At 35.5% G+C, this 24,213-nt stretch carries 25 protein-coding genes, 1 other RNA gene and 1 pseudogene; 23 read left to right on the forward strand and 4 right to left on the reverse strand.

The features are described from left to right. Positions 1 to 44 precede the first annotated feature (44 nt). Positions 45 to 305, reverse strand: a pseudogene (locus tag ABF682_RS10385) (exonuclease domain-containing protein); the annotation flags it as partial. A 255-nt stretch (positions 306 to 560) separates the two neighbouring features. On the opposite strand from ABF682_RS10385, the gene murB reads away from it, so the two are divergent. Further along, positions 561 to 1,466 (forward strand): UDP-N-acetylmuramate dehydrogenase, encoded by a 906-nt coding sequence (murB, locus tag ABF682_RS10390; RefSeq protein ID WP_415619773.1) that lies wholly within the window; start codon positions 561 to 563, stop codon positions 1,464 to 1,466. 88 nt (positions 1,467 to 1,554) lie between these two features. After that, a complete protein-coding gene (locus ABF682_RS10395; RefSeq protein ID WP_415619774.1) occupies positions 1,555 to 3,669 on the forward strand; it encodes a cation:proton antiporter in 2,115 nt (704 codons plus the stop codon). A 201-nt stretch (positions 3,670 to 3,870) separates the two neighbouring features. Here the strand turns inward: ABF682_RS10395 and ABF682_RS10400 are convergent, their stop codons facing one another. Next, complete coding sequence (locus ABF682_RS10400; RefSeq protein WP_289981072.1) at positions 3,871 to 4,572, reverse strand: DUF1361 domain-containing protein; 702 nt, start codon at positions 4,570 to 4,572, stop codon at positions 3,871 to 3,873. Between the two features lie 155 nt (positions 4,573 to 4,727). Here ABF682_RS10400 and cdaA point away from each other — a divergent pair, with 155 nt between their 5' ends. The 14 genes from cdaA (at position 4,728) to ABF682_RS10470 (ending at position 18,473) form a co-directional block, all read left to right on the forward strand. Then, positions 4,728 to 5,570 carry a diadenylate cyclase CdaA gene (gene cdaA, locus ABF682_RS10405; protein WP_289981073.1) on the forward strand — a complete coding sequence of 281 codons (843 nt, stop codon included), beginning with the start codon at positions 4,728 to 4,730 and terminating at the stop codon, positions 5,568 to 5,570. Continuing rightward, entirely contained in the window at positions 5,567 to 6,679 is a 1,113-nt protein-coding gene (locus tag ABF682_RS10410) for a YbbR-like domain-containing protein (protein WP_289981074.1), read from the forward strand. The genes cdaA and ABF682_RS10410 overlap by 4 nt, the downstream gene beginning before the upstream one ends. Before the next feature lie 31 nt (positions 6,680 to 6,710). Next, the gene (gene glmM, locus ABF682_RS10415) at positions 6,711 to 8,060 is read left to right on the forward strand and encodes a phosphoglucosamine mutase (RefSeq protein ID WP_289981077.1); all 1,350 of its coding nucleotides are present in this window, start codon (positions 6,711 to 6,713) and stop codon (positions 8,058 to 8,060) included. 882 nt (positions 8,061 to 8,942) lie between these two features. After that, entirely contained in the window at positions 8,943 to 9,251 is a 309-nt protein-coding gene (locus ABF682_RS10420; RefSeq protein WP_289981078.1) for a hypothetical protein, read from the forward strand. A 150-nt stretch (positions 9,252 to 9,401) separates the two neighbouring features. Further along, positions 9,402 to 10,298: a phosphate ABC transporter substrate-binding protein gene (locus ABF682_RS10425; protein WP_289981081.1), complete on the forward strand. Its 897-nt coding sequence runs from the start codon at positions 9,402 to 9,404 to the stop codon at positions 10,296 to 10,298. Between the two features lie 134 nt (positions 10,299 to 10,432). Further along, positions 10,433 to 11,350: a phosphate ABC transporter permease subunit PstC gene (gene pstC / locus ABF682_RS10430; protein ID WP_289981082.1), complete on the forward strand. Its 918-nt coding sequence runs from the start codon at positions 10,433 to 10,435 to the stop codon at positions 11,348 to 11,350. A 1-nt stretch (position 11,351) separates the two neighbouring features. Further along, positions 11,352 to 12,239 (forward strand): phosphate ABC transporter permease PstA, encoded by an 888-nt coding sequence (gene pstA, locus ABF682_RS10435; RefSeq protein ID WP_289981084.1) that lies wholly within the window; start codon positions 11,352 to 11,354, stop codon positions 12,237 to 12,239. Positions 12,240 to 12,251: 12 nt separating this feature from the next. Then, the gene (gene pstB / locus ABF682_RS10440) at positions 12,252 to 13,061 is read left to right on the forward strand and encodes a phosphate ABC transporter ATP-binding protein PstB (protein ID WP_289981086.1); all 810 of its coding nucleotides are present in this window, start codon (positions 12,252 to 12,254) and stop codon (positions 13,059 to 13,061) included. A gap of 11 nt (positions 13,062 to 13,072) precedes the next feature. Continuing rightward, positions 13,073 to 13,828 carry a phosphate ABC transporter ATP-binding protein PstB gene (gene pstB, locus ABF682_RS10445; protein ID WP_289981087.1) on the forward strand — a complete coding sequence of 252 codons (756 nt, stop codon included), beginning with the start codon at positions 13,073 to 13,075 and terminating at the stop codon, positions 13,826 to 13,828. A gap of 17 nt (positions 13,829 to 13,845) precedes the next feature. Beyond that, the gene (gene phoU / locus ABF682_RS10450; RefSeq protein ID WP_289981089.1) at positions 13,846 to 14,520 is read left to right on the forward strand and encodes a phosphate signaling complex protein PhoU; all 675 of its coding nucleotides are present in this window, start codon (positions 13,846 to 13,848) and stop codon (positions 14,518 to 14,520) included. A gap of 198 nt (positions 14,521 to 14,718) precedes the next feature. After that, positions 14,719 to 15,195 (forward strand): ferrous iron transport protein A, encoded by a 477-nt coding sequence (locus ABF682_RS10455; RefSeq protein ID WP_289981090.1) that lies wholly within the window; start codon positions 14,719 to 14,721, stop codon positions 15,193 to 15,195. Further along, positions 15,192 to 17,318 (forward strand): ferrous iron transport protein B, encoded by a 2,127-nt coding sequence (feoB, locus tag ABF682_RS10460; protein WP_415619775.1) that lies wholly within the window; start codon positions 15,192 to 15,194, stop codon positions 17,316 to 17,318. The genes ABF682_RS10455 and feoB overlap by 4 nt, the downstream gene beginning before the upstream one ends. Continuing rightward, entirely contained in the window at positions 17,315 to 17,470 is a 156-nt protein-coding gene (locus tag ABF682_RS10465; RefSeq protein ID WP_415619776.1) for a FeoB-associated Cys-rich membrane protein, read from the forward strand. The genes feoB and ABF682_RS10465 overlap by 4 nt, the downstream gene beginning before the upstream one ends. Positions 17,471 to 17,609: 139 nt before the next feature. After that, positions 17,610 to 18,473 carry a class II fructose-bisphosphate aldolase gene (locus ABF682_RS10470; protein ID WP_289981095.1) on the forward strand — a complete coding sequence of 288 codons (864 nt, stop codon included), beginning with the start codon at positions 17,610 to 17,612 and terminating at the stop codon, positions 18,471 to 18,473. A gap of 149 nt (positions 18,474 to 18,622) precedes the next feature. On the opposite strand, the gene ABF682_RS10475 is transcribed toward ABF682_RS10470, so the two are convergent. Beyond that, positions 18,623 to 19,138: a DUF1836 domain-containing protein gene (locus ABF682_RS10475; RefSeq protein ID WP_415619777.1), complete on the reverse strand. Its 516-nt coding sequence runs from the start codon at positions 19,136 to 19,138 to the stop codon at positions 18,623 to 18,625. A gap of 147 nt (positions 19,139 to 19,285) precedes the next feature. Here ABF682_RS10475 and trhA point away from each other — a divergent pair, with 147 nt between their 5' ends. The 7 genes from trhA to ssrA all read left to right on the forward strand — a co-directional run bounded on the left by trhA (position 19,286) and on the right by ssrA (position 23,928). Further along, on the forward strand, positions 19,286 to 19,918 hold the full coding sequence (trhA, locus tag ABF682_RS10480; RefSeq protein WP_289981097.1) for a PAQR family membrane homeostasis protein TrhA: 633 nt from the start codon (positions 19,286 to 19,288) through the stop codon (positions 19,916 to 19,918). Between the two features lie 76 nt (positions 19,919 to 19,994). Further along, complete coding sequence (locus ABF682_RS10485; protein ID WP_289981112.1) at positions 19,995 to 20,684, forward strand: ribonuclease H family protein; 690 nt, start codon at positions 19,995 to 19,997, stop codon at positions 20,682 to 20,684. A 15-nt stretch (positions 20,685 to 20,699) separates the two neighbouring features. Next, entirely contained in the window at positions 20,700 to 21,377 is a 678-nt protein-coding gene (locus ABF682_RS10490) for an NAD(P)H-dependent oxidoreductase (RefSeq protein WP_415619778.1), read from the forward strand. Then, the gene (locus tag ABF682_RS10495; RefSeq protein WP_415619780.1) at positions 21,367 to 21,543 is read left to right on the forward strand and encodes a hypothetical protein; all 177 of its coding nucleotides are present in this window, start codon (positions 21,367 to 21,369) and stop codon (positions 21,541 to 21,543) included. The genes ABF682_RS10490 and ABF682_RS10495 overlap by 11 nt, the downstream gene beginning before the upstream one ends. Positions 21,544 to 21,562: 19 nt before the next feature. Next, positions 21,563 to 22,048, forward strand: a complete 486-nt coding sequence (locus ABF682_RS10500; protein ID WP_289981101.1) for a universal stress protein — start codon at positions 21,563 to 21,565, stop codon at positions 22,046 to 22,048. A gap of 75 nt (positions 22,049 to 22,123) precedes the next feature. After that, positions 22,124 to 23,518, forward strand: coding sequence for a L,D-transpeptidase (locus ABF682_RS10505; RefSeq protein WP_415619781.1), 1,395 nt, complete (start codon positions 22,124 to 22,126; stop codon positions 23,516 to 23,518). Between the two features lie 42 nt (positions 23,519 to 23,560). Continuing rightward, positions 23,561 to 23,928, forward strand: a transfer-messenger RNA (tmRNA) gene (gene ssrA / locus ABF682_RS10510). Between the two features lie 88 nt (positions 23,929 to 24,016). Here the strand turns inward: ssrA and ABF682_RS10515 are convergent. Further along, positions 24,017 to 24,213 (reverse strand): hypothetical protein (locus ABF682_RS10515; protein ID WP_415619782.1); only part of this gene is annotated, 197 nt, incomplete at its 5' end.

Genomic DNA, 24,213 nt, shown 5'->3' on the forward strand with positions numbered 1-24,213 from the left:
GTACATGAAAATTGGGTGTTGATGAACTTCCATCAACACCCAATATTGTAGAACCCAATTAATTTATCCTTCATGAAAAAATTGGATATGTGCGGCCACAATTCTGAGAAATTAGGAGCTCCCAGAACATCTTTTCCTGTTATTCCATGTATTTGGGTATTGCGCCAGTGAAATGGTGTCTGAGGATCAATTAAAGAATACAATTCATCAACTACTCGGTTATTTTCAACTACAGTTAGTGCAATTGAACAAGCACTATTTCTTTTAGCATTAGCAGTTTCAAAATCAAATGCAACAAAATTCATAGGCAAGACCTCCTAACTTTTATATATTTGCATACAATCATACCATAATTTTAACCTTAATTTTAGCAGAATGATTGCAAATGTTAAAGGGGACATAGCTTTTTTAAGTTATTAATATTTAATGAAATAAGTGATTTATTTATACAAAAGGACACAAAATTTTATAAAATATAATAGTGTATGTTTAGTGGTGTGGTACTTGAAGAAAAAGTGCTACACTTGAAAGAGATGTTAATGAATGTGGGGATATTTGGAATGAAACAGATACAAGAATTATTCGTAGAAAAATTTACTGAAGAAAAAATTAAAGTTGAAAGATCGTTGTCAGAGTATACCAATACAAAAACGGGAGGACCGGCTGAGATACTTGCCTTTCCAACAGAGACAAAAGATATTTGTGAGATGATTAATATTGCAAATGAATATCAGTTGCGAGTAACTGTGATTGGGAATGCAAGTAACCTGATTGTAAGAGAAAAGGGAATCAGAGGTCTCGTAATAATCTTAACTAACATGAAAAGTATCAAAATAGAGAACAGCACAGTAATTGCAGAAGCTGGTGCATCTTTAATAGGAGTGACAGAAAGGGTATATAGTGCTGGTTTGACAGGAATGGAATTTGCTGCAGGGATTCCGGGTAGTGTTGGAGGAGCAGTCTTCATGAATGCTGGCGCGTATGAAGGAGATGTCAGTCAAGTAGTTAGCGAAGTTGAGGTTTTAACTCCTGAAGGAAAAATGAGAACGTACACAAACGAAGAAATGAACTTTGCATACAGACACAGCAGAATTCAAGATGAAGAAGATATTGTGTTAAAAGCAGTTTTTAGATTACAGAGTGGTGACAAAAAGGAAATTAGAGAAAAAATGGATAATTTTAATTTCTTAAGAGGTTCTAAACAACCATTAGAATACCCATCCTGTGGCAGTGTTTTTAAAAGACCGAAAGGATATTTTACGGGTAAATTAATTCATGATGCAGGATTGCAAGGATTTATGATTGGTGGCGCCCAAATTTCACTCAAACATGCGGGATTTATTGTTAATCGGGGGAATGCAACAGCTTCCGATTATATTGCCGTCATAAAATATATTAAAACAATTATTAAACAAGAATTTTCTGTAGAATTACAAACAGAAGTAAGAATTATAGGTGAAAAATAATTTTTTCTGGAGTTTTGCGAAAAGAAAGGCAGACTCCTTTTTTTTTAGTCAATTTTTTGTAATAATAATAGATGGAGGTGTTAGCTGAATGTCGATTGTGGAAACCGTCATTGGACTTGTTCTATTAGTTTTATTATCAAATTTGATTAATCATTATTTTAAAGCAATTCCTGTGAGTTTGATTCAAATTATTTTGGGAACCATTTTCGCACTTATTTTTAACTTAAAAATCGAGTTGGAGTCAAGTTGGTTTTTGTTACTTTTTATCGCTCCCTTGTTATATAATGATGGGCGAAAATTTCCTAAAGAAGAACTTTGGAAGCTGAAGGGGGCAATCTTTAATAATGCCATTATTTTAGTATTTATTACGATGCTTCTTGGCGGCTTCCTAATTCATCTAATAATACCTGCACTTCCTCTGCCAGTAGGAATTGCTCTAGCTGCGATTCTAGCTCCGACAGATCCAGTTGCTGTACATTCAATATCAAAACAAGTTAAACTGCCTGATAACATTCTTCATTTGGTCAGTGGTGAAAGCTTGATAAATGATGCAAGTGGACTGATTGGTTTTAAGTATGCAGTAATGGTAGCTGTTACTGGCTATTTTTCACTTAAAACAGCATTGGTGGAACTTTTTTATTTTGGAATTGTCGGATTTGTATCAGGATTTGTATTGATAACAATTGTTGTGTTAATCATTGAGTGGCTGATTGTCAAGGGATTTAATGATGTTGTTTTTAATACAGTGCTTCAATTATGTGTACCTTTCATCATTTATCTACTGACTGAAGAATCGTTTCATGCATCCGGTGTAATAGCTGTTGTTGTTGCAGGCGTTATCTTTGCATCTAAACGTAATTCATTTATCAGAATTCAGCCTGAGATCAATATTGTCAGTGAAAGAATGTGGGATTTAATCGTTTATCTCCTAAATGGAATAATGTTCACGATTTTGGGTGTGGAGCTTCCTGTTGCGATGCACGGAACGATTGAAAATGAAGATATAAACACTTTTTCAGCAATATTTTTTGTCTTTGTGATGTGGGGATTACTACTATTAATTAGGATAACTTGGACTTATTGCTATCAGCTCTTCACTAGTGACGCTAAATCCAAATCAGTGAAAGAAAAACTAAAGGTTGCGCTATTATCTGGTATATCTGGTGTTCGTGGTGCAATTACGATGGCTGGAGCACTTACTATTCCAACACAGATTGCTTCGGGTGAAGCTTTTCCTGAAAGATCCCTGGTGTTATTCATTGCCGCTGGAGTAATCATTCTAAGTATGGTTGCTGCAATAATCGTATTACCATTTATTTCTGGAGATGTCGCCTTGCAAACACGTGGAGGATTAGGAGACTTGGATGCCAGCAAAGTTTTGGATACACCTGATGATGAAGATGAAGATGAGCAACTTGAGATTAGTAGCAACAAAGCAAAATTGTATATTCTAAAAACCGCTGTTCGAAGTCTTGAAGAACAAAGGCGCATGGGCAACGAGTTAGCTGTTTATCATCTAATCTTGGAATATCAATTTATGATAAAAAGACTCGAAGTTAATGAATATGCGGATGACTTAAACAAAGCAGCAACCTCAGATGAGATTAAGCTGCACAAAGTTGCATTAAGGGGTCAGCTCAATGAATTGGAACGGCTTCATCAGACAAATCAAATCCAAGAAAAAGTGTATCATAAGTTCAAGAAGTCTTTAAAAAATCAACTAAAGCGGGCAGATTATAAGGCTAGAATTCGACAAGAATGGCCATTCCCAACTGTATTGGAATCCACGAGAAAGTTCTGGCGCTCAATCTCGCTGTGGATTGGTATTAAACAAGATGAGAAATACGGTGTTGAAGTTAGGCTTGTTGAACGTTCAATTGCAAAAGCAGCAATTAAGGGCCTTTCAGAATATATCAAGAATCCTGAGGTTAATGAGAAAAAAATAAATCGAGAAGTTATCTATCACATGATAATTACTTACAAAAGTATTATTGAAAAACAAAAAGGAAAGGAAGCACTCTCAAGGAAAGATTATCAAGAGCAAGTTAGGAGACTTAGATTTAAGTCAATTGCAGCACAAAGATCCGCACTGCAGTATTTAGTCGAGCAAGGTTATGTCAATCATCAAGCTGCAAATAGTTTGCGGCAATATATCAATCATGAAGAGAGTCTAAATTTGCGAGCATCAATCTTACCAAGTTAATTCCAGGAGGCATTGTATTTCTCTAGCAGCAAAAATAATTGCAGAAATTTGATTCGATTTAGGGAAAATTCAGTTTAAAAATTAAATTTTATACCGTCTCTCAAAAGTTAGATAAAAAAGCTAATTTTTGAGGAACGGTATTTTTGTGATTAAATATAATTTTGAATTAGTACTCAAATTTTCCCGACTTATGCACACTCCTTATTGTTCTTCCTGTGTACTTTTATTTTGTTCAAGTAATTCTTGATCGTTTGCCAAAGAACTACGTGTAATGGCGAAAGAAAAGTAAAAAATCAACTGAATAATTGTCATAAAGCCAATAAAAACAAGCATCCGTGGATTCCACATTTGGATAAGCTCTGATATTACCTCTTTAGGAGCGATAAAAAGGTATGCGGTGTGAAGTCTTAAAAATCTACCGATATAGATTCCCACGGAAGAAAAGACTATTAAAGCCGAAATTAAGGTAATTTTGTTAGTTTTAGACCATAACTTAAATTTAATCAAGATTGTATCTGCGACATGTTCCAGACTCCAAAATCCCATTAATGAACACCCAAGAGCACTAGTGACCAAGTTAGTGAATTTTAGCCAGAGGTGGAGATTGAACTCCATTAGTCCAGTTGAGCTGTCATAAGGATTAAGCATTGCGAGATGGAAGAGATCAGTAATAACGTACGGAGCATTCGGATAAAATAGAAGCCACAAGATTAATAAAACTATAAAGATTGGTGTTTTCTTTTGAGAATCAATATGCATTGCAATTTCAATTGGAATATAACCTAGGAAAGTATTTAATAACAGAAAGCTGTATATTCCATTGTGAGACGCGACAGTAATATAGATATATAGCATAAAAATATAAAAAGAAAGTCGAACTATCCATTTATTTAATTTTGACATAAAATCACCCAATTCCATTACAGCTATTTTACATAATTAATACTAAAAATTGAAGAATAATGAAATAACTTTTGTATTTTTTAACTATTTGGTTGTAACACAGAAGTAGAGATATCTGTGCTATAATTAATTTATATTTCTTAGGGGGTAAAATGATGAACATTGCTTGGGACAGCCTTTTCTCATGGCAAAATGTAGCTAACATAATAGATATTCTAGTAGTATGGTACGTGATATACAAGTTAATGATGCTGCTTAGAGGAACAAAAGCCGTCCAGTTGTTTAAAGGTGTAATTATAATAGTACTAATTAAACTTATAAGCTGGTTTTTTGATTTGCAAATGGTATCTTGGGTAACTGATCAGATAATTAATTGGGGTTTTATAGCAATTATAATTATTTTCCAACCAGAAATTAGACGAGGGCTTGAACACCTTGGTCGTGGTTCCGTTTTTTTTCATAATAAAAAGCAAAATGAAAACGAACGTAACATGATTAAGGCCCTTGATTCGGCAATTCAATATATGTCTAAACGTCGAATAGGTGCCTTAGTTACAATTCAAAAAAATACAGGTTTGGAAGACTACGTAGAAACAGGTATTAGGCTGGATGCGGACATTACAGGTGCACTATTAATTAATATTTTTATTCCAAACACACCATTGCATGATGGTGCAGTCATAATTAAGGAAAATAAGATTGCTGTAGCGGCAGCATATCTACCGTTATCAGAAAGTAACCTAATTCCAAAAGCACTTGGAACAAGACACAGAGCTGCGGTTGGTATCAGTGAAGTTACAGATGCACTCACAATCGTCGTTTCAGAAGAGACTGGTGGAGTAACCATCACAAAAAATAATGAGTTATTAAGGGATTTGACTAGGGAAGACTACTTGAAGTTATTGAACAGAGAATTAATTGTTGAGGAAAAGGATAAAAAAGAGAACAGAATCTTGACATCTTTCGTTAGTTTTTTTGAAGGAGGGAAGAGAAAATGAATTTTAATAAATTTATTGATTCTCCTCTTTTTTACAGAATAATTGCGTTAACGTTAGCAGTTTTGCTTTTTGCATATACAAATGAAGATAATTTGAGTAGTACTAGAAATAATACTGAATCAACAATGTTAGCAAATGCTTCAACTACTATGAAGGTGGCCTTGCAACTAGACGTAAATAGTAATAAATATTTTGTTACTGGCTATCCAGAAAAAGTAAAAGTAAAAATTTCTGGTTCAAAGGCAATGGTAACAACGATTTCAAATACTCGTAATTTTAAAATTTATGCAGATTTGACAGATTTGAAACCAGGAACCCATGAGGTAACTCTGAAACAATCAGGATTGAATAGTGACTTGGATTATACAATTAATCCTAAAAAGATTAAAATCACGATTAGTAACAGAAAGACTAAATCCTTCCCAGTGCAGTTTAAGTATGATAAACAAAGGGTTGCTAATGACTATAAGGTAGGAAGCCCGACTGCTGATCAAGATGTTGTTAGTGCTACAGGAGCTTCCTCAGAGGTCAGCAAGATATCAGAGATTATAGCTGCGGTTGAAATTCCTAAAGGAACAAAAGAGACCTTTAGCCGTTCAGTATTGTTGCAAGCAGTAGATGATAAGGGTAAAATTCTCAACGTGGTGATTTCGCCACAGACAGTTAATGTGAAGATACCAATTTACAGTGAGACTACAACGAAGAAGGTGCCTGTTCAATTTGTAACAACCGGAGATGGTGATTCTGATAAAAGTTATACACTAAGCAGTTCAACTGAAACGGTGACGTTATCAGGGACAAAGAGTAATTTGACCAGTGTTTCATCTTATAAAGTTCCGGTTCCAATTGATGGAGTATCAAGTACAACGACTAAGAGTGTCAATCTTACCTCTCCTGGCAGTGGAGTAACAGTTGTACAACCAAAGAGTGTCAAGGTAAAAATAACCGTGGGGGCTTCTTCTAGTGGTGAGTCTACAGTCTCTTCACAAAGTTCAAGTAGTTCTATGAATGAAACATCCAGTTCTTCGACAAAATCAAGTCAAAACGAGTCAGAAAGTAAAAGTCAGACTTCTTCACAAAGTTCTTCAAGCAGTGAAGTGAATAATTAAAATTTAGTAGTGAAATGAGGATTAACTAGAAATGAAATATTTTGGAACAGATGGTGTTAGAGGTATTGCAAACCAAGAGCTTAGCCCGGAGCTTGCATTCAAGTTGGGTCGCTGTGGTGGATTTGTGTTAACAAAACACGCAAGCGATACTAAACCGCCAAAAGTCTTAGTTGCACGTGATACAAGAATTTCAGGTCAAATGTTAGAGCAAGCATTAATTGCTGGCTTGCTTTCAGTTGGTATTGAAGTCTTTTCACTAGGTGTCATCACGACCCCTGGAGTTGCATACCTAGTCCGAGTACAGGATGCTGATGCAGGTATTATGATTTCTGCATCGCATAATCCAGTTGCAGATAACGGTATTAAATTCTTTGGTGGGGATGGTTATAAGCTATCTGATGAAAAGGAAGAAGAAATTGAGCAGTTGCTTGAATCTGGAGTTGATAATCTGCCACGCCCCTCTGCAGAAGGTCTTGGAACTTTAAGCGACTATCATGAAGGCGTATTAAAATATACGCAATTCTTGGAACAGACGATCCCAGATAATTTAGATGACCTCCACATAGCTGTTGATGGGGCAAACGGAGCAACTAGTGGATTAGTTTCGCGATTATTTGCAGACTTGGGTGTTGATTTTGAAACGATTGCCACTGAACCTGACGGCTTAAATATTAACAAAGCTGTTGGTTCTACTCATCCAGAAGCATTAGCAAAATTTGTGGTTGAAAAAGAGGCACAATTAGGAGTAGCTTTTGATGGTGATGGTGATCGATGTATTGCTGTTGATGAGCTTGGTAATATTATTGATGGTGATGAGATTATGTATATCTGCGGCAAATATTTGAGTGAACGTGGCAGGTTAAAAAAGGATACGATTGTTACCACTGTGATGAGTAATATTGGATTGTACAAGGCAATGGAAAAACAGGAATTGCACTCAGTAAAGACGCAAGTAGGTGATCGTTATGTTGTTGAAGAGATGAGAAAAGATGGCTATAATTTGGGTGGTGAACAATCTGGACACGTCGTTTTTCTTGATTTCAATACAACAGGAGATGGGATGTTGACAGCGTTACAGTTACTTAATGTAGTTCAGAAAACAGGTAAGAAATTATCTGAACTTGCTAGTGAAGTGACTACCTATCCACAAGAATTAGTCAATGTAAAGGTAACTGACAAGAAGGCTGCCTTAGAAAATGAAGCAATCAAGGAAATAATTAAGCAGGTTCAAATTAAGATGGGTTCTGAAGGCCGTGTCCTAGTTAGACCTAGTGGAACAGAGAATCTTCTTAGAGTTATGGCAGAAGCTAAAACAAAGGAAGAAGTCCATGAATACGTTATGCAAATAGTAGATGTGGTTAAGAGTGAGATGGGGATATAGATCCCTAACAGATTACTTTAATTAAAATAATTCAAGCACAATAGCTAAGATATACTGCGGTAAATTTGAGTACTAACTCGAATTTATGTACATGATGTGCATTTTTGCTATGAGTAATTAAAAGTTAGACGGAGAATTTGAATTATGAAACATGTTTATTCGTAATCAATAAGAGACTGAGACAAAATTTAACTTTTGTTCCAGTCTCTTATTGATTTTTTGTAATAAAAATTGTTAGAAGACGAACTAGTGAGCGTTATTTTTTGATATATGTTAATTGAGAAAGAAACGGACACCGAGGTTAATCAATCTAAAAAGCAAATAAAAGAGAAGCGAGACAAAGAGATAGAAAAGAATTATTAGCAGAAGTGGTACAAACCAATACTTAGTTTGAATTAGCATAATTCCAATACTAAAGATTTTAAGAGTAGCACTGTAGTTTCCTAACAGTGAAACAATAACTTTAAGAATGCACAGAATTGCTCCTAAAAAGAAACTAAGTTTGAATTGTTTTGGATTTACCAAATTATTGTTCCTCCCAGTGTATAAAAGTAAAACTATAATTCATAGTATATGACAAAATAAAAATAATAAAAATAAAAAAGATATTGACAACGCTTACTGAAATCGGTATCATAATAGATGTAAGGTAATTACTATTTTACCTTCTAATCAATTCTCTTTCTCTCTTATGCCAGAGGGGGCTAAGCCAAAAGAATATTTTGGCTTAGCCCTTTCTTTGATTATATTGAGTAAGTTACTATGACAACACCCTTTTGGCTGTCTTATAATTATTCAAATTATTAAATGGTTAACTAAAAAGATTGGTTGACTTAATATTAGCTGACTATCTATACTATTTGTGAAAGGATGAGGATACAAATGAAGAGTCATGAAATTTTAACATTGATTGAGGAAATCACAAGAAATGATGGTACAAAGTACTTTGAAATATCAAATATGGTTCAAAATGGCAGGGCGGAATTAGCGGTACAAAGAGGATTAATCAAGGAAGTCAGAATTTTGCAGCTCAATATTCCACGCTCAACTAGTGTTATTGAATATGAAAATTACATAAATCAGAACTTCGAGATGCCTGAAGAAAAATTTGATCATTTTGAAGAGTGGACAAAAACGGAAAAGATAGGCAAAACTATTAAGCAGATACTAGTTGAAAATCATATTTCTTAATTTTTGAATTGATTGATTTTAAATATGTGAAGAGTTGATGGGAGAATTTCACAAAAAATTCCTTTACACAAACGTTACAATAAAGTGACTTCTATCTTTACATTCATATAATAGAATGATACTTGTAACAACGAAAGGAAGAAGAAAAAAATGAAAAAGCTCACCAAAATTGCTACAGTTATTATTGCTGCTTCAGCTATTCTTGTTGGATGCGGGAAGTCTAATTCAAGTTCGTCATCTTCATCTGCCTCAAGTAAGGCAGTATCTGGTAAGATTACAATCGTTGGGTCAACGGCCTTACAACCATTAGTAGAAAAAGCTGCAGAGAATTTTCAAACAGATAATTCTAAAGTAAGCATTACTGTTCAAGGTGGCGGTTCAGGAACTGGTTTAAGCCAAGTTCAATCTGGCGCGGTAACAATTGGAAACTCTGATATCTTTGCGCAACAAAGTGATGGTATAACAGCAAGCAAGCTTAATGATAACAAGGTTGCCGTTGTGGGGATGGCACCTGTTGTTAATAAGGACGTAGGTGTTAAAAACTTAACAATGAAGCAATTACGCAACATCTTTACTGGTAAAATTACTAACTGGAAAGAAGTTGGCGGTAAAGATCAGGATATAGTTTTGATTAATCGTGCGGAAGGTAGTGGAACTCGTGCTACTTTTGAAACGAATGTTATGAACGGTGAAACAGCTGCTAAGTCCCAAGAACAAGATTCAAATGGGACTGTTCAAAAGATGGTTGCTGAGACACCAGGTGCCATTAGTTACTTAGCTTTCTCATACATTACTTCTAGTATTCAAGAAGTATCACTTGATGGTGTAAAGCCAACTGATGCAAATGTAACAACAAACAAATGGAAAATTTGGTCATACGAGCACATGTATACTAAAGGAACACCAAATGCTGCAACAAAGGCATTTCTTAGCTACATGAAGTCTGACAAAGTTCAAAATAGTTTGGTTAAAGAACTTGGTTACGTTTCAATTGGTAAGATGAAGGTTCAAAAGAATGCAGATAACAAAGTAACTGATATTAAATAATAAATTGCAATACCGTAATCTCCGACTGTATAATGATTTAAAATATAATTGTTAAACAATGGATGATTAATGGGGGTGAGCTAAGTGAAAATTCATTTAGTTCACTCCCAAATTTTGGTGGAGAGGTGATTTTAATGGATCCTATCAAGGATAAGATTCAAAGTACATCAAGAGAAACGAGACAGGATATAGTTGGTAAAGTGCTTTCATATTCTTGTATATCACTAATAGTAATTGTTGTATTATCAATTTTTGTCTTTGTTGCAACAAAGGGATTAGCAACATTTGTAGTTAATAAAGCAAGTATCTGGGATTTTCTTTTTGGAACAAATTGGAATCCTTCTGCAACGGATAAAGCAGGCAATCCACTTTTAGGAGCTTTACCGATGATTACTGGTTCTTTCGGAGTAACAATTATTGCTGTGATTTTTGCAGCTCCATTTGCAATTGGAACAGCACTGTATATGACAGAGGTAGCATCTAGGCGTGGTGAAAAACTGCTTCAAAGTGTTATTGAACTACTGGTGGGAATTCCGTCAGTTGTTTATGGATTTATCGGATTGTCTGTAGTTGTACCATTTGTTAGAACTCATTTTGGCGGTTCAGGATACGGAATATTATCCGGAGCTTTTGTTCTTTTTGTAATGGTTCTGCCAACAGTAACATCAATGACTGTGGATAGTTTGAGGGCAGTTCCAAAATATTATAAGGAAGCTTCATTAGCGTTAGGTGCTACAAAATGGCAAACAATCTATAAAGTTCTTTTAAGATCATCAACATCTGGTATTTTGACAGCGATTATCTTTGGGATGGCTCGTGCATTTGGTGAGGCACTTGCTGTTCAAATGGTTATCGGTAACGCTGCTGTAATGCCAAAGGGTCTGCTGGCACCAGCCTCAACTTTGACAAGTGTACTTACAATGGGAATTGGGAACACTGTTATGGGAACTGTGGGAAATAATGCCCTTTGGTCACTTGCTTTAATGCTATTATTAATGTCATTAATCTTCAATATCATTGTAAGATTCATTGGACGCAAGGGGAGAATGTAATATGAAAACAAAATTCCAAAATAATGTAGCTATTGCAGTTATTCGTGTTATTGCTGTTCTAGTTGTCTTAATCCTAGCTTTCTTGTTGGGTGATATTTTGATCTCGGGCGTTCCACATATTTCATGGCATTTTTTGACTGCTCCATCACAAGCCTTCACAAGTGGTGGCGGGATTGGGGTACAGTTGTTCAATTCCATTTACTTATTACTATTGACTTTAATAATTTCTTTTCCAATCTCATTAGGCGCGGGAATATTTCTGTCAGAATATGCTCCCAAAAATATTTTTACTGCTACTGTACGAATGGCGATTGAAGTTTTGAGTTCATTACCCTCTGTTGTTGTTGGACTATTCGGGTTCTTATTATTTGTTGTTCAGCTAGACATGGGATTTTCAATTTTATCTGGTGCAATTGCTCTTACATTTTTTAACTTGCCGTTACTAACTAGAAATATTGAAGAATCACTTAGAGCAGTTCCAGATCTTCAAAGAGAAGCCGGATTGTCTTTGGGATTATCTAAGTGGAGGACAGTTATTAAAGTGATTTTACCGGAGGCACTTCCTGGAATCATAACGGGTGTTGTGTTAGGTGCGGGCCGTGTCTTTGGTGAGGCAGCCGCCTTAATATATACCGCGGGGCAAAGCGCAACAAATATTGACTTTGGCAATTGGAACCCATTCAATGCAACTAGTCCGCTCAATTTAATGAGACCAGCTGAAACCTTAGCAGTCCACATTTGGAAAATTAATTCTGAAGGTGTTATGCCTGATGCAGCAGCAGTCTCAGCTGGTTCATCTGCTGTTTTAATAATTGCGGTTTTGATTTTTAATTTCTCTGCTCGCGTAATTGGTAATCAGTTGTATCGCAAATTGACGGCAACCAAGTAGGAGGATTTGTTAATGGGTATTAATAAATATGATTTTAATGAAAAAAATATTTTAAAATTTGATTCTAATGAACACGAGCTTGCGATTGCTACAAAGAATCTACAAGTTTTTTATGGTGATAAGCATGCACTTTTTGATGGTGACTTAGAATTTGAAAGATACAAGATTACTTCTTTAATTGGTGCTTCTGGTTCTGGCAAATCAACTTATTTGCGCTCGTTAAATCGAATGAACGATAATGTTGCCCGGGTAGAAGGAGAGATTCAATATCGTGGTTTGAATGTTAATTCAAAGAAAATTAATGTTTATGAGATGAGAAAACATATTGGAATGGTCTTTCAAAGACCTAATCCATTTTCAAAATCTATTCGTGAAAACATTACTTTTGCATTGAAAGAACAGGGTTTAAAAAATAAGAAAAAATTAGAAGAAGTTGTTGAAAGTAGCTTAAAGGATGCTGCACTTTGGGATGAAGTAAAAGATGACTTAAAAAAGAGTGCATGGTCGTTATCAGGTGGGCAACAGCAGCGCCTTTGCATTGCTCGAACAATAGCAATGAAACCTGATATTTTATTGCTGGATGAGCCAGCAAGTGCACTTGATCCTATCTCAACAAGTAAAATAGAAGAGACCCTAGTAGAGTTAAAGAAACGTTATACAATCATTATTGTGACTCATAATATGCAACAGGCTTCGCGGATTAGTGATTATACTGCCTTTTTCCATTTAGGGCATATTCTTGAATACGATAAAACAAAGCATATTTTTACAACACCAAAAGTCACTGCAACAAATGACTATATTTCTGGGAACTTTGGCTAGGAGGCACTAATATGGAAGAATTTATTACTACAAAGGATATACACCTGTACTATGGGAAAAAAGAAGCTTTAAAGGGGATTAATTTATCTTTTCCAGCCAAGGGAATCAATGCATTGATTGGGCCTTCTGGTTGTGGTAAATCAACCTACTTGAGGACACTTAATCGAATGAATGATTTGATTTCTTCTGTTACTATGACAGGGAGTATCATGATTAATGGGCAAGATATTTATAGTCCTAAGATGGATACGGTTGATCTTCGAAAAAGGGTGGGCATGGTTTTTCAGCAACCTAACCCCTTTCCTTTCTCGATTTATGAAAATGTCACCTATGGATTGCGAATTGCTGGTATTAAAGACAAACAATTACTGGATGAACGTGTTGAACAAAGTTTAAAGCAAGCAGCTGTTTGGGATGAAGTTAAAGATGAACTGCATAAAAGTGCACTTTCACTTTCAGGTGGGCAGCAGCAGCGTGTTTGTATCGCCAGAGTGCTGGCCGTTCAACCAGATGTTATTTTGCTGGACGAACCAACTTCGGCGCTTGATCCGGTATCAAGTGGCTTAATTGAAGACATGCTTTTAACAATTAGAGATAATTATACTATTATTATAGTGACACATAATTTACAACAGGCTTCAAGAATTTCTGACAGAACCGCTTTCTTTTTAAATGGAGAATTAATTGAAGAAGGAAAGACGAAGGGCGTATTTCTTAACCCAAAGAGACAAGAAACGGATGATTACATTAGCGGACGGTTTGGATAGGCAAAGGGGGAATTAAGATGAGGAAAATTTTAGAGAAACAAATTGAAAATCTCCATCAAGATTTTGCTAAGATGGGTTTTGATGTCGCAAAGTCACTTGAAAATGCAACAAAGGTTTTTGAAAATCATGATGAAAAACTTGCCAAAGAAATTTTGGAAAATGATCTTGCAATAAATGAGAGTGAAATCTACCTTGAAAGAAAGACAGCTCAAGTTATTGCGTTACAGCAGCCGGTTGCTAGTGATTTAAGAGTGTTGATTACGATATTGAAAGCAAGTTCAGATTTAGAAAGAATTGGTGACCATGCAGTAAGCGTTGTTCATTCCACTGACCGAATTGATGTAAATAATCGGAACCAGGAGATTGAAGGCCTTTTAGTAGAGATGAGCAAACATGTGCATAAGATGTTGTTGGATGTAATTGATGCTTATGTTCACAGTGATGAGGAAAAAGCTCGGAGTCTTGCTGATGATGACGAAGTAAATGATAATTATTTGAGACAAGTTAGAGAAAAAGCGCTTAATGCAATGCAGACTGATTCTGATTTTGTTAGCGTTGGTTCAGAATATATGGTTATTGCTACTCATTTTGAGAGAATGGGTGATTATGTGACCAATGTTTCAGAATGGATTGTATATACAAATACTGGAAGAATTGTTGAACTTGGGCCTACAGAAGCCACAAAGAAGTAATTAATTGGTTGGGCAAAACGAATAATTTTTTATCTGGCAAAGCCTATTTCTTTGGGTCTTACTGAAGATTTCATAGAGACTACACAAGACATATAGTTTTGGTAGTCTTTTTTTTTGCAAAAAAAGATTGTACTAGGAAAAAATTTGTGCTATTTTTACATAAATGAAAATAGTTCTCATTTAGAGGTGAAGTAATCGGTGAAGGCACTAGCTGAAATTAATAAAAAAGGCAACTATGTTATTGCAGAAATACTAGGTAACAAAAAATTGGTAAGGCGGCTCAATGAAATTGGAATTGTGAATAATGCAACAATTACTTTGTTGAGTGGAACTAGTGATACAGGTAAAGTAATTGTTATAAAAGGACAAAGATTAGCAATAAATGCTTCAATTGCGAGCAATTTACTTGTAATCAGTGCTGATGAGCAAAGAGATGATGCTTTGAAAAGGTTGTCTCATTTGAATGTTGGGGATCAAGGGATTGCTATTAAGATTAATGGTTCTCGGCCTTTAAGAAAAAGATTACTTGATATGGGTTTAACGGGCCATACCTTGATTAAAGTATGCCAAATCGCTCCATTGGGTGATCCAATAGAGATAGAACTGCGGGGGTATAAGTTGAGCTTGCGTAAAGAAGAGGCTGATTATGTGGTTGTTAGGAGTGTTGAGGAATGAAAAGTATTGCCTTAGTAGGAAATCCCAACAGTGGAAAAACTACCCTTTTTAATTTGCTTACAGGTTCAAGCCAGACGATTGGTAATTGGCCTGGTGTGACAGTGGAGAAAAAAGCAGGTAAATTAAAAACGAATAACAGTATTATCATTCAAGATTTACCAGGCACATACTCCTTGTCACCATATAGTATTGAAGAAAGGGTCACGCGAAATTTTATAATAAGCCAACAGCCAGATTTAGTTGTTGATGTAGTTGATTCGACTAATCTTGAAAGAAATCTATATTTAACATTGCAGTTAATGGAGACGGGAGCACCATTAGTACTGGCAATGAATATGATGGATGTTGCTGAAAAGTCAGGCAAGAAGATAAACATCAACAAGCTTTCTTATTTGTTATCACTGAAAGTAGTGTGGATAAGTGCACTAAAAAAGAAAAATATTCAGAAATTAGAAAAAGAAATTGTAAGTAATCAAGTGGAGTATACATATCCGGAATATGATGAAAGGCTTGAGAGTGCCTTGAGCATGATTCAAGATACGATTAAAGGAGTTGTTGCAGCAGACAGTTTGCGCTGGTATGCAATCAAATTATTTGAGTGTGATGATCAAATCAGTGATGAACTTCAGCTTAGTGAAAAAAAGAAAAATGAAATTGCAGCAGTAATAGCAACAGCTGAAGAAATATTTGGCGAAAACAGCGATAGTATCATTGTAAATGCTCGCTATGATTTTATTTCAAAAATAATTGAAATGTCAGTAATTTCTACAGATGATTTCAAAGCAAGTCTGAGTGATAAATTGGATATAGTTTTAACCAACCGGTTCTTGGCCTTACCCATCTTTGTAATGGTAATGTGGTTAATTTATTATTTATCTATTCAGACAATTGGCACTATGGGGTCGGATTGGGTCAATGATGTACTCTTTGGTCAATGGATTCCTAATTATACAACATCTATTTTAAAGAGTTTGCAGGTGGCAGGTTGGATGCAAGGACTCATCATAGATGGAATAATCAATGGTATGGGTTCAATTCTGGGCTTTGTTCCGCAGATAATGATGTTGTTTTTGTGTCTGGGTATTTTAGAAGATTGCGGGTATATGGCAAGAATTGCATTTGTGATGGATCGAATTTTTCATAAATTCAATTTATCTGGGAAATCATTTATTCCAATGTTAATCTCTACGGGATGTGGTGTTCCAGGAATAATGGCAACGCGAACGATTGAAAATGAGAAAGACCGTAAAATGACAATTATGCTTACGACCTTTATGCCTTGCTCAGCTAAATTGACCGTGATTGCGCTTATTTCAGGAACCTTTTTCCCAAATGAAAGTTGGATTGCACCTTCTGCATATTTTATGGGGATGCTCGCGGTTATTGGTTCAGGGATCTTTTTGAAAAAGACTAAGTTATTCTCTGGACCGCCGCTGCCATTTGTGATGGAATTACCAGCTTATCACTTTCCTAGGGCTGCTAATGTTCTAAATCAGGTAATTAATAGGGCAAATGGGTTTATCAAAAAAGCAGGAACAATTATTTTTGCTTCATGTGTCTTGATATGGTTTCTTTCGAATTTTAACTTTAAATTACAGGCCGTTTCCCAGTCAGAGAGCATGTTAAAAACTTTTGGGACAATCTTATCACCATTATTTGCTCCATTAGGTTTTGGAGATTGGCGTGCGACTGTTGCGGTTTTGGCAGGATTAATTGCAAAAGAAAATTGTGTTGGCACACTTAGAATAGCATTTGGCAGTGGGACAGCGACCGCTTTTACGGAATCATTAAGAGGTACCTATTCAGCAATGGCAGGATACTCGTTTTTAACATTTAATCTACTTTGTGCCCCATGTTTTGCAGCAATTGGTACAATGTATAAGGAGTATGGTGATGTGAAATGGACACTGAAAGCTGTGGGATATCAGACTGCAGTTGCATACTTAGCAGCTTTATTGATTTTCCAATCATATCAGTTGGTCAATAATAATATTAGTTGGCAGGCTGTCACAGCAGTTTTAGCTGTTATTGCAATTTTTGTATACTGTTTAGTTATTAAAAAAGACAAAGAAGAGCAAATATTTGAAATCCAGGATGAAATGAAAGGGAGCACAATAGTATGATTGCAACGATTGTTTTGGCATTATTAATTTTTTCAGCATTCTTTTATGTGATATATTCACGTTTTTTGAAAAAAGGAAGTAGCGGATGCCATGATTGTGAAGACGTAGGTTGTCCGCTTGTAGATACGCACAAGATAAGAAAAAATCATTGAGATAGTTATAATTAATGAAAGAATAGTTTGCAAAGAGCTGTCTTTTGTGAAAACTTTCAAATATTAATTAGAATTGTTATGAAAATGTGTTAGAATATAGACGTACTCAAAAGAGTAATATAATTTAGGAGGCTGTTTTATGTCAATCGTAAACGGTAATGGAATCTTTGACGCTGCTCGCTCAGGTCACTATGCAGTCGGAGCATTTAACACAAACAACTTGGAATGGACACGTGCAATTCTTGCTGCTGCGCAAGAAACAAACACACCAATCTTAATTCAAACATCAATGGGTGCTGCAAAGTACATGGGTGGTTATGAATTATGTCTTAACTTGGTACAACAAACTGTTAAGTCAATGGGAATTACTGTTCCTGTTATAATGCATCTTGATCACGGTAACTATGAAGCTGCTAAAGAATGTATCGAAGTCGGTTATACATCCGTTATGTTCGATGGTCATGATCTTCCATTTGAAGAAAATTTGGAAAAAACTAAGGAAATCGTTGCTTTAGCACATGCTAAAAATATCACAGTTGAAGCTGAAGTTGGTTCAATCGGTGGTGAAGAAGATGGCATCATCGGTGAAGGTGAATTAGCTGATGTTGATGAAGCTAAGCAGATTGCTGCTACAGGCGTTGACTACTTAGCATGTGGAATTGGTAATATTCATGGTAAATACCCAGCAAACTGGACAGGACTTCACTTTGATCGTTTGAAGGAACTTGCAGCTGAAATTTCTACACCACTTGTATTACATGGTGGTTCAGGAATTCCTAAGGAACAAATCCAAAAGGCTATTGCATTAGGTGTTTCAAAGGTTAATGTTAATACAGAATGTCAGTTAGCATTTGCTGCAGCAACGCGTAAATATATCGAAGCTGGCAAAGACGAACAAGGTAAGGGTTACGATCCACGTAAACTTCTTGCACCTGGTGCACAAGCAATTACAGATATTGTTAAAGAACGTATTGCTTGGTTTGGTACACCAGAAGTTAAATAATTTAGTAATAAAAGAACAACCTTTGAAGGTTGTTTTTTTATTACTAAATTATTGGAATTCAAAAATTTATAAATATTTGTTTAAATACATAGTAATGATCAACCAGATTAAGTTACACTTAAAATACGCAACAACGATTATGAAAAAGCTTACTTAATTTTTGATGTTCTTTGTAAATTTACAAGTTTTTCACCAATCATTTTATAGATAACTGCATGAATTGCAAATTGTTCAGTTAATTGAATCATATTTTCATTAAATGAATCAACTTGAGGGGAATTTTCGAGACTAAAACTAGATTGAGTGCGATTGAAAAGGTTTGCAAAATAATCATATGAGTCTGCAATTGGAGCATCCTTAGTAGACTGTTTTATGCCACTTCGGATAGTTTCGAGTGGATAAATTGATTTTAACAGACTGATTACAACCAGTTCAGCAACATTTGTAGTTGTATACTTTTTTTTATTTGGTCGTTCCATTAACTCCTTTTTGACATAACTATTAATCATAGAAGCGGTTATTTTTGTATCAATGAAATCTTCTAGATAGCGATTTCCTAAATTTGCAAGCTGGTCCATATATAAGTCAAAGTCTGGGAACTCATTCCAGAGCGGTAATCTTTTCTTGCTAAAAGCAGTCAGCCATTTTTCGAATTCATTATGCATTGAAAAACCTCTTTCACCTATCAGATATTTCAAGTATAGCACATGTAATCGACTAAATCTAAAATTAAAATTCAATTTTTATGTTACCTAGACTGCAAATCTATGTTATATTAACTATGCAACTACTTGATGTAAGGAGCGACAAAGATGAATACAAAGGAAAGATTATTAAACGAAATTTGGAGTAGTATCACTCATGGAATAGGAATTACACTTAGCATAGCAGCCTTTGTTTTGTTAATAATCAAAGGTGTTACGGAGCATAGTGAAATAGTTTTAACTTCATTTTTAGTATATGGTATCGCGCTAATGACTTTATATACAGCTTCAACACTGTTTCATTCGCTGTATTTTACAAAGGCGAGAACTGTCTTTCAAGCGATGGATCATTGCAGTATCTTTATACTAATTGCTGGAACATATACACCGTATTGTTTATTGGCAATTAAGGGTACCCAAGGGGCGTGGATGTTGAGTGTTATTTGGATATTATCAATACTTGGAATCTTATTCCATTTGTTTGTGCATAATAACAAGTTTCAATGGATTGAAACTCTGACCTATGTATTGATGGGCTGGCTATGTTTGTTAGGGGCCAAAAGCTTGTTCATCTCACTTGGAAAAGTTGGTTTTATTCTTTTGGTAATCGGCGGGTTAATGTTTACTTTTGGAGCGGCTATTTATAGCATTAAAGGTGTGAAGTACGTTCATGTTTACTGGCATATTTTTGTGATGCTCGGTTCAATCTCCATGTTCTTTTCCATTTATCTCTTTCTATGAAGATATAAAAATCGCATGAATTAGTTTAAACAGGGAAAATGTATTATAATTGGCTACAAAGTGAGGATGATGTAAAATCGCGTTTAAGTATTATGTAGTGTCTCGGGGTAGAAAACCTGGAATATATAGAACTTGGTCTGAATGTCAGGTTCAGGTTAAGGGGTATCAGCAAGCAAGATTCAAAGGCTTCAATGATTTGGAAGAAGCAAAAGGCTGGTTAGCAGGTGGTCCAAAGCCTGCTCAAAAAAAAGCGAGTCAAGTAGAGAATGGTGCGAGTCTGGAGAATAAGGCAGAAATAATTTTATGGACTGATGGTGGCTCACGTAATAATGGTAATAAGAAGGGTCAGCATGTAAGAGCAGACGATAAAGCAGCATGGGCATTCTTATTCATTAATAATGATGAGAAATATTCTCAGTCAGCTGGTGAATATGGTGCTACAAATAATCGAATGGAAATTATGGCACTGTTGAAGGCATTAGAAGAGCTAGAGAAGAAAAAGTTAAATAATAACCAAATATTAGCGATTCTTGATTCAAGGTATGTTCTTGATGCAATCAACAAAGATTGGTTGACCAATTGGGAGAAGCGTGGTTGGAAAACTTCGAGTGGTACCCAAGTCGCTAATCAGGAACTCTGGCAAAAAATAGCAATTCAACTTAATAAGTTTTCTAAGATTTCTTTCAATTGGACTAAGGGACATCTGAATAATAAAGGAAATTTATTTGTTGATGAGCTGTTGAACAAGACAATGGACAAGATGTAATGGAGGTAAGCTGACTTGAAAACATTGGTGATTGTTGCACATCCAGAGATTAAGGATTCTAGTACGCAGCAGTTTTTAAAGGCAGTGATAGCAGCACAGCAAAATATCACATGGTTGGAGTTGAATGTAGCAACTTTGGATGAGACTGCTAGAAATAGAGAATTGTTGCATAAAAATCAGCGAATTATTCTACAGTTTCCATTGCTGTGGTATAGTGCACCCGGAATATTGTTTGAATGGCTGCGAGTGACATTACGGCAAAATGATGCAACCTGGTTGAAGGGTAAGGAGCTCGGAATCGTCGTGAACATTGGTCAATCTGAAGAAGCATATCGGCTAGGCGGCAGTGAAGGTTACTCGCTCTCAAGTTTGCTTAGTCCCTTAGGATCGTTGGCAAATAGATTAGGATTGAAATTAATTCCTTATTTTGTGATTGAAAAATTTGCGTATCAAACTGAGACAGCCAAAAAAAGATTGGTAGTTGACTACTTGCAGTATCTTGAATTAAATCAACCAGCAAATTTTGAAGAGAAGCAAGCTTGGGTAATTAGATCTTTAGAAGAAATAGCAGTAGGTGAAAATAATTCTGAAATACAACTAATACTTGCTAATTTTGTTGAACACAAGGAGATGCTAACTGAATTGAAAGCAGAAGTTGATTTGATGAAAGAAGTTGACGATAATGAATACTAGTGCATGGTTGACAGCTGAAGCAACTGAGTTAGCAAAAAAAGAAAAAAATTATAAGAGACGAGCTTTTTTTGAGTATTTAGCTGTTCTTTGTGAGGAACAAGGAAAAAGAATTGAACAGGCAGAAAATGAATTAGATGGACGATTATGGGATTCACAAAAATGGTAGATTGGAAGGAAGCGGTAGTATGGCAGTCGATGAAAAATCTCTACAATTTGAAATGAAGGATAAGCCATTCGCAAGAATTTTGGTGGCGATTGATCAAGATGATTCAAGTTCTTCAATCAACGCATTTCAATTTGCAGTCACACTTGCATTTAGGAATCATGCAAAGTTGGGAATCGTCTCAATACTTGAATTAGAGGATTTAAATGTTTTTGAGGCACTCAGTCCAGAAAGGCGAAATGAAATCAGCGATACTTTACTTGCTGATGTTAATGTTTACGTCAAAATAGCAAAAGAACATGGAGTTGCAGCTATTGAAGGCTTTGTAGCAGAAGGAAAACCTGCTCCTACGATTATTGCGGACATAATACCAACTTTTAAACCCGATGTATTGATTTGTGGTTCAAAAACAAAGCATGTAAGTAGCCGTAAGAAAATCTTTATTGGTTCTCAAGCCAGTTATTTGGCACAGAATTCACCATGTTCAGTTTTAGTAATACGTAAGTAATTAATCTCAATAGACAAAAGAGTTATATCTGTAGCTCTTTTGTGTTATCCTATAAACTAAATTAATTATTATGAGGTGGTTAAAATTAAGCATAAAGCAGCGTTGACCGTTGGAGGAGTTGCAGTCTTTTTGATTGCAGCAATCATTGGCGGTTATACGTATTACCGTTCAACGCACTTTAATAAGAATGTACAAATAAATGGTATTTCGGTTGGCGGTTTAAATGAGAAGAGTGCACTTGCCCATTTAAAGTCTGAAAAAATAGACAATAATGTTTATTTGAATGGAAAATTGTTTCTAAAAGGTAAAAAAACAAGTTCTGGATTTACCCAGAAAGATTTAAGCAAGATCAAACAAATTCTTAAGAAACAATGGTCTTTTTTCCCGAAAACGGAGAAAGTAAGTTATCAAATAACACCATCAAATGTGAGCAGCTATAGAAACAATGTTATTAAACAAAAACTGAAGCAGCTGTTAAATGATAAAAACAGCAAGCTCACTGCAGCAGTTGATGCGCATGCAGTTTTACAGTACGGTAAGATAACATATACTGCTTCCAAAAGAGGAAATCAATATGATGTTGCTAAGATTTTAGCAGCATATGATAAACAAAAAAATCAACCTACTACGGATATAAAGAAGTCCATTATCCAGCCGGTAACAAGTTCAAGTAGCCAAGTAAAAAAGCAAAGGACTAAGTTAGTAGCATTAGCTAAGCGGACAGTTGTGTACAAGGTGCAACAAACAAGTTATACTCTAGCGGGTAAAGATATAATTAATCAAGCGACTTATATCGGTGGTAAATATCAAATTGCACAAGATGGAATATTAAATGAAGTTAAGAATATTAACAATAAACAAGCAACACTGCAAAAGGGAATATCTTTTAAAACTCACGCAGGAAATACTGTAGATGTCCCTGGCGGAACTTACGGCTGGGCACTAAAAAGCAGTGATTCGTATGAAACAATCAGTGCTGCTTTTATCAATAATTCAGGTGAAGTAGATGCGGCATCTGATATATATGGCGTTGGTTATCTGACATATGGAACTGGGTATGATAATTTGACAAATGATGGGATTGGAACAACCTATGCGGAAGTCTCAATTCAAGATCAAAGAGCTTGGTTTTATGTAGATGGTAAAGAAGTTTATACAACTAATATTGTAACAGGAAAGCATAGTACAAACGAAGATACCCCAACAGGTGTTTGGTATATAATGTATAAACAGTCTCCAGCTACGTTAGAAGGTAGCGAATCTGGGAATGCAAATTATTCTGTAAAAGTTAACTATTGGGCTCAGTTTACCAGCACTGGATGTGGTTTCCATGATGCTAGCTGGAGAACAGATTGGTCAAGTACAGCATATCTGACCAACGGTTCTGGTGGGTGTGCTAATACACCAAGTGCCAATATGAAGAGTGTCTATGATAGCCTTTCACAAAAAGAAGCAGTAGTCGTTTACTAATTTACTTTAGTTATTTTGCATACTGTGTTATTCTTTAAGTATGGGGATGTTTTGGATTCGACAGGTATAGGTCGAGCTTGGACTGCGTTTCGTAGTTGCGTGACGTAAAGACGCTCAGTTAAATATAACTGCAAAAAATAATAACAATTCTTACGCTTTAGCTGCCTAAGCGCACTCTAGTGTAGATCTGCCCGATATCGTCCATGTGTCGGTTACAGGTCCTAAATTAAGTGGACTAACGCTGAACGCTCCCATCTGAAGCTGACAGAAGAGATTAATCAGATTAGTCATTGATGTTAGCCCTGTCGTATGGCGCGATTGATGATGAAATTTAAATGATACGGCTATGAACGTAGATGTTTAAGTGACGATATGCTTGGACGCGGGTTCGATCCCCGCCATCTCCATATGAATTGAGGGTTGTTGAATTATTAAAGAAATTCGACAGCCTTTTTTGTTGTAAAAATATCTAGGTTTTTTTATTTCTTTTAAGAAATTTCAAACAAATGCAACATTTTTAGTATAGGATAACTTGATAGTAACAATTTTTAACTTTTCGGGGTATGAAGTATGTAAAAAAGGATGGGTGGACAATTTGAAATTATTAATGATTGAAGACAATAAATCTGTTTCAGAAATGATGGCTGGGCCTAGAATAAAAAGTGTACAAGTTAAATAGAGACTCTGATTTAGTA

The organism is Liquorilactobacillus sp. (assembly GCF_047719775.1).
Classification (GTDB): Bacteria; Bacillota; Bacilli; order Lactobacillales; family Lactobacillaceae; genus Liquorilactobacillus.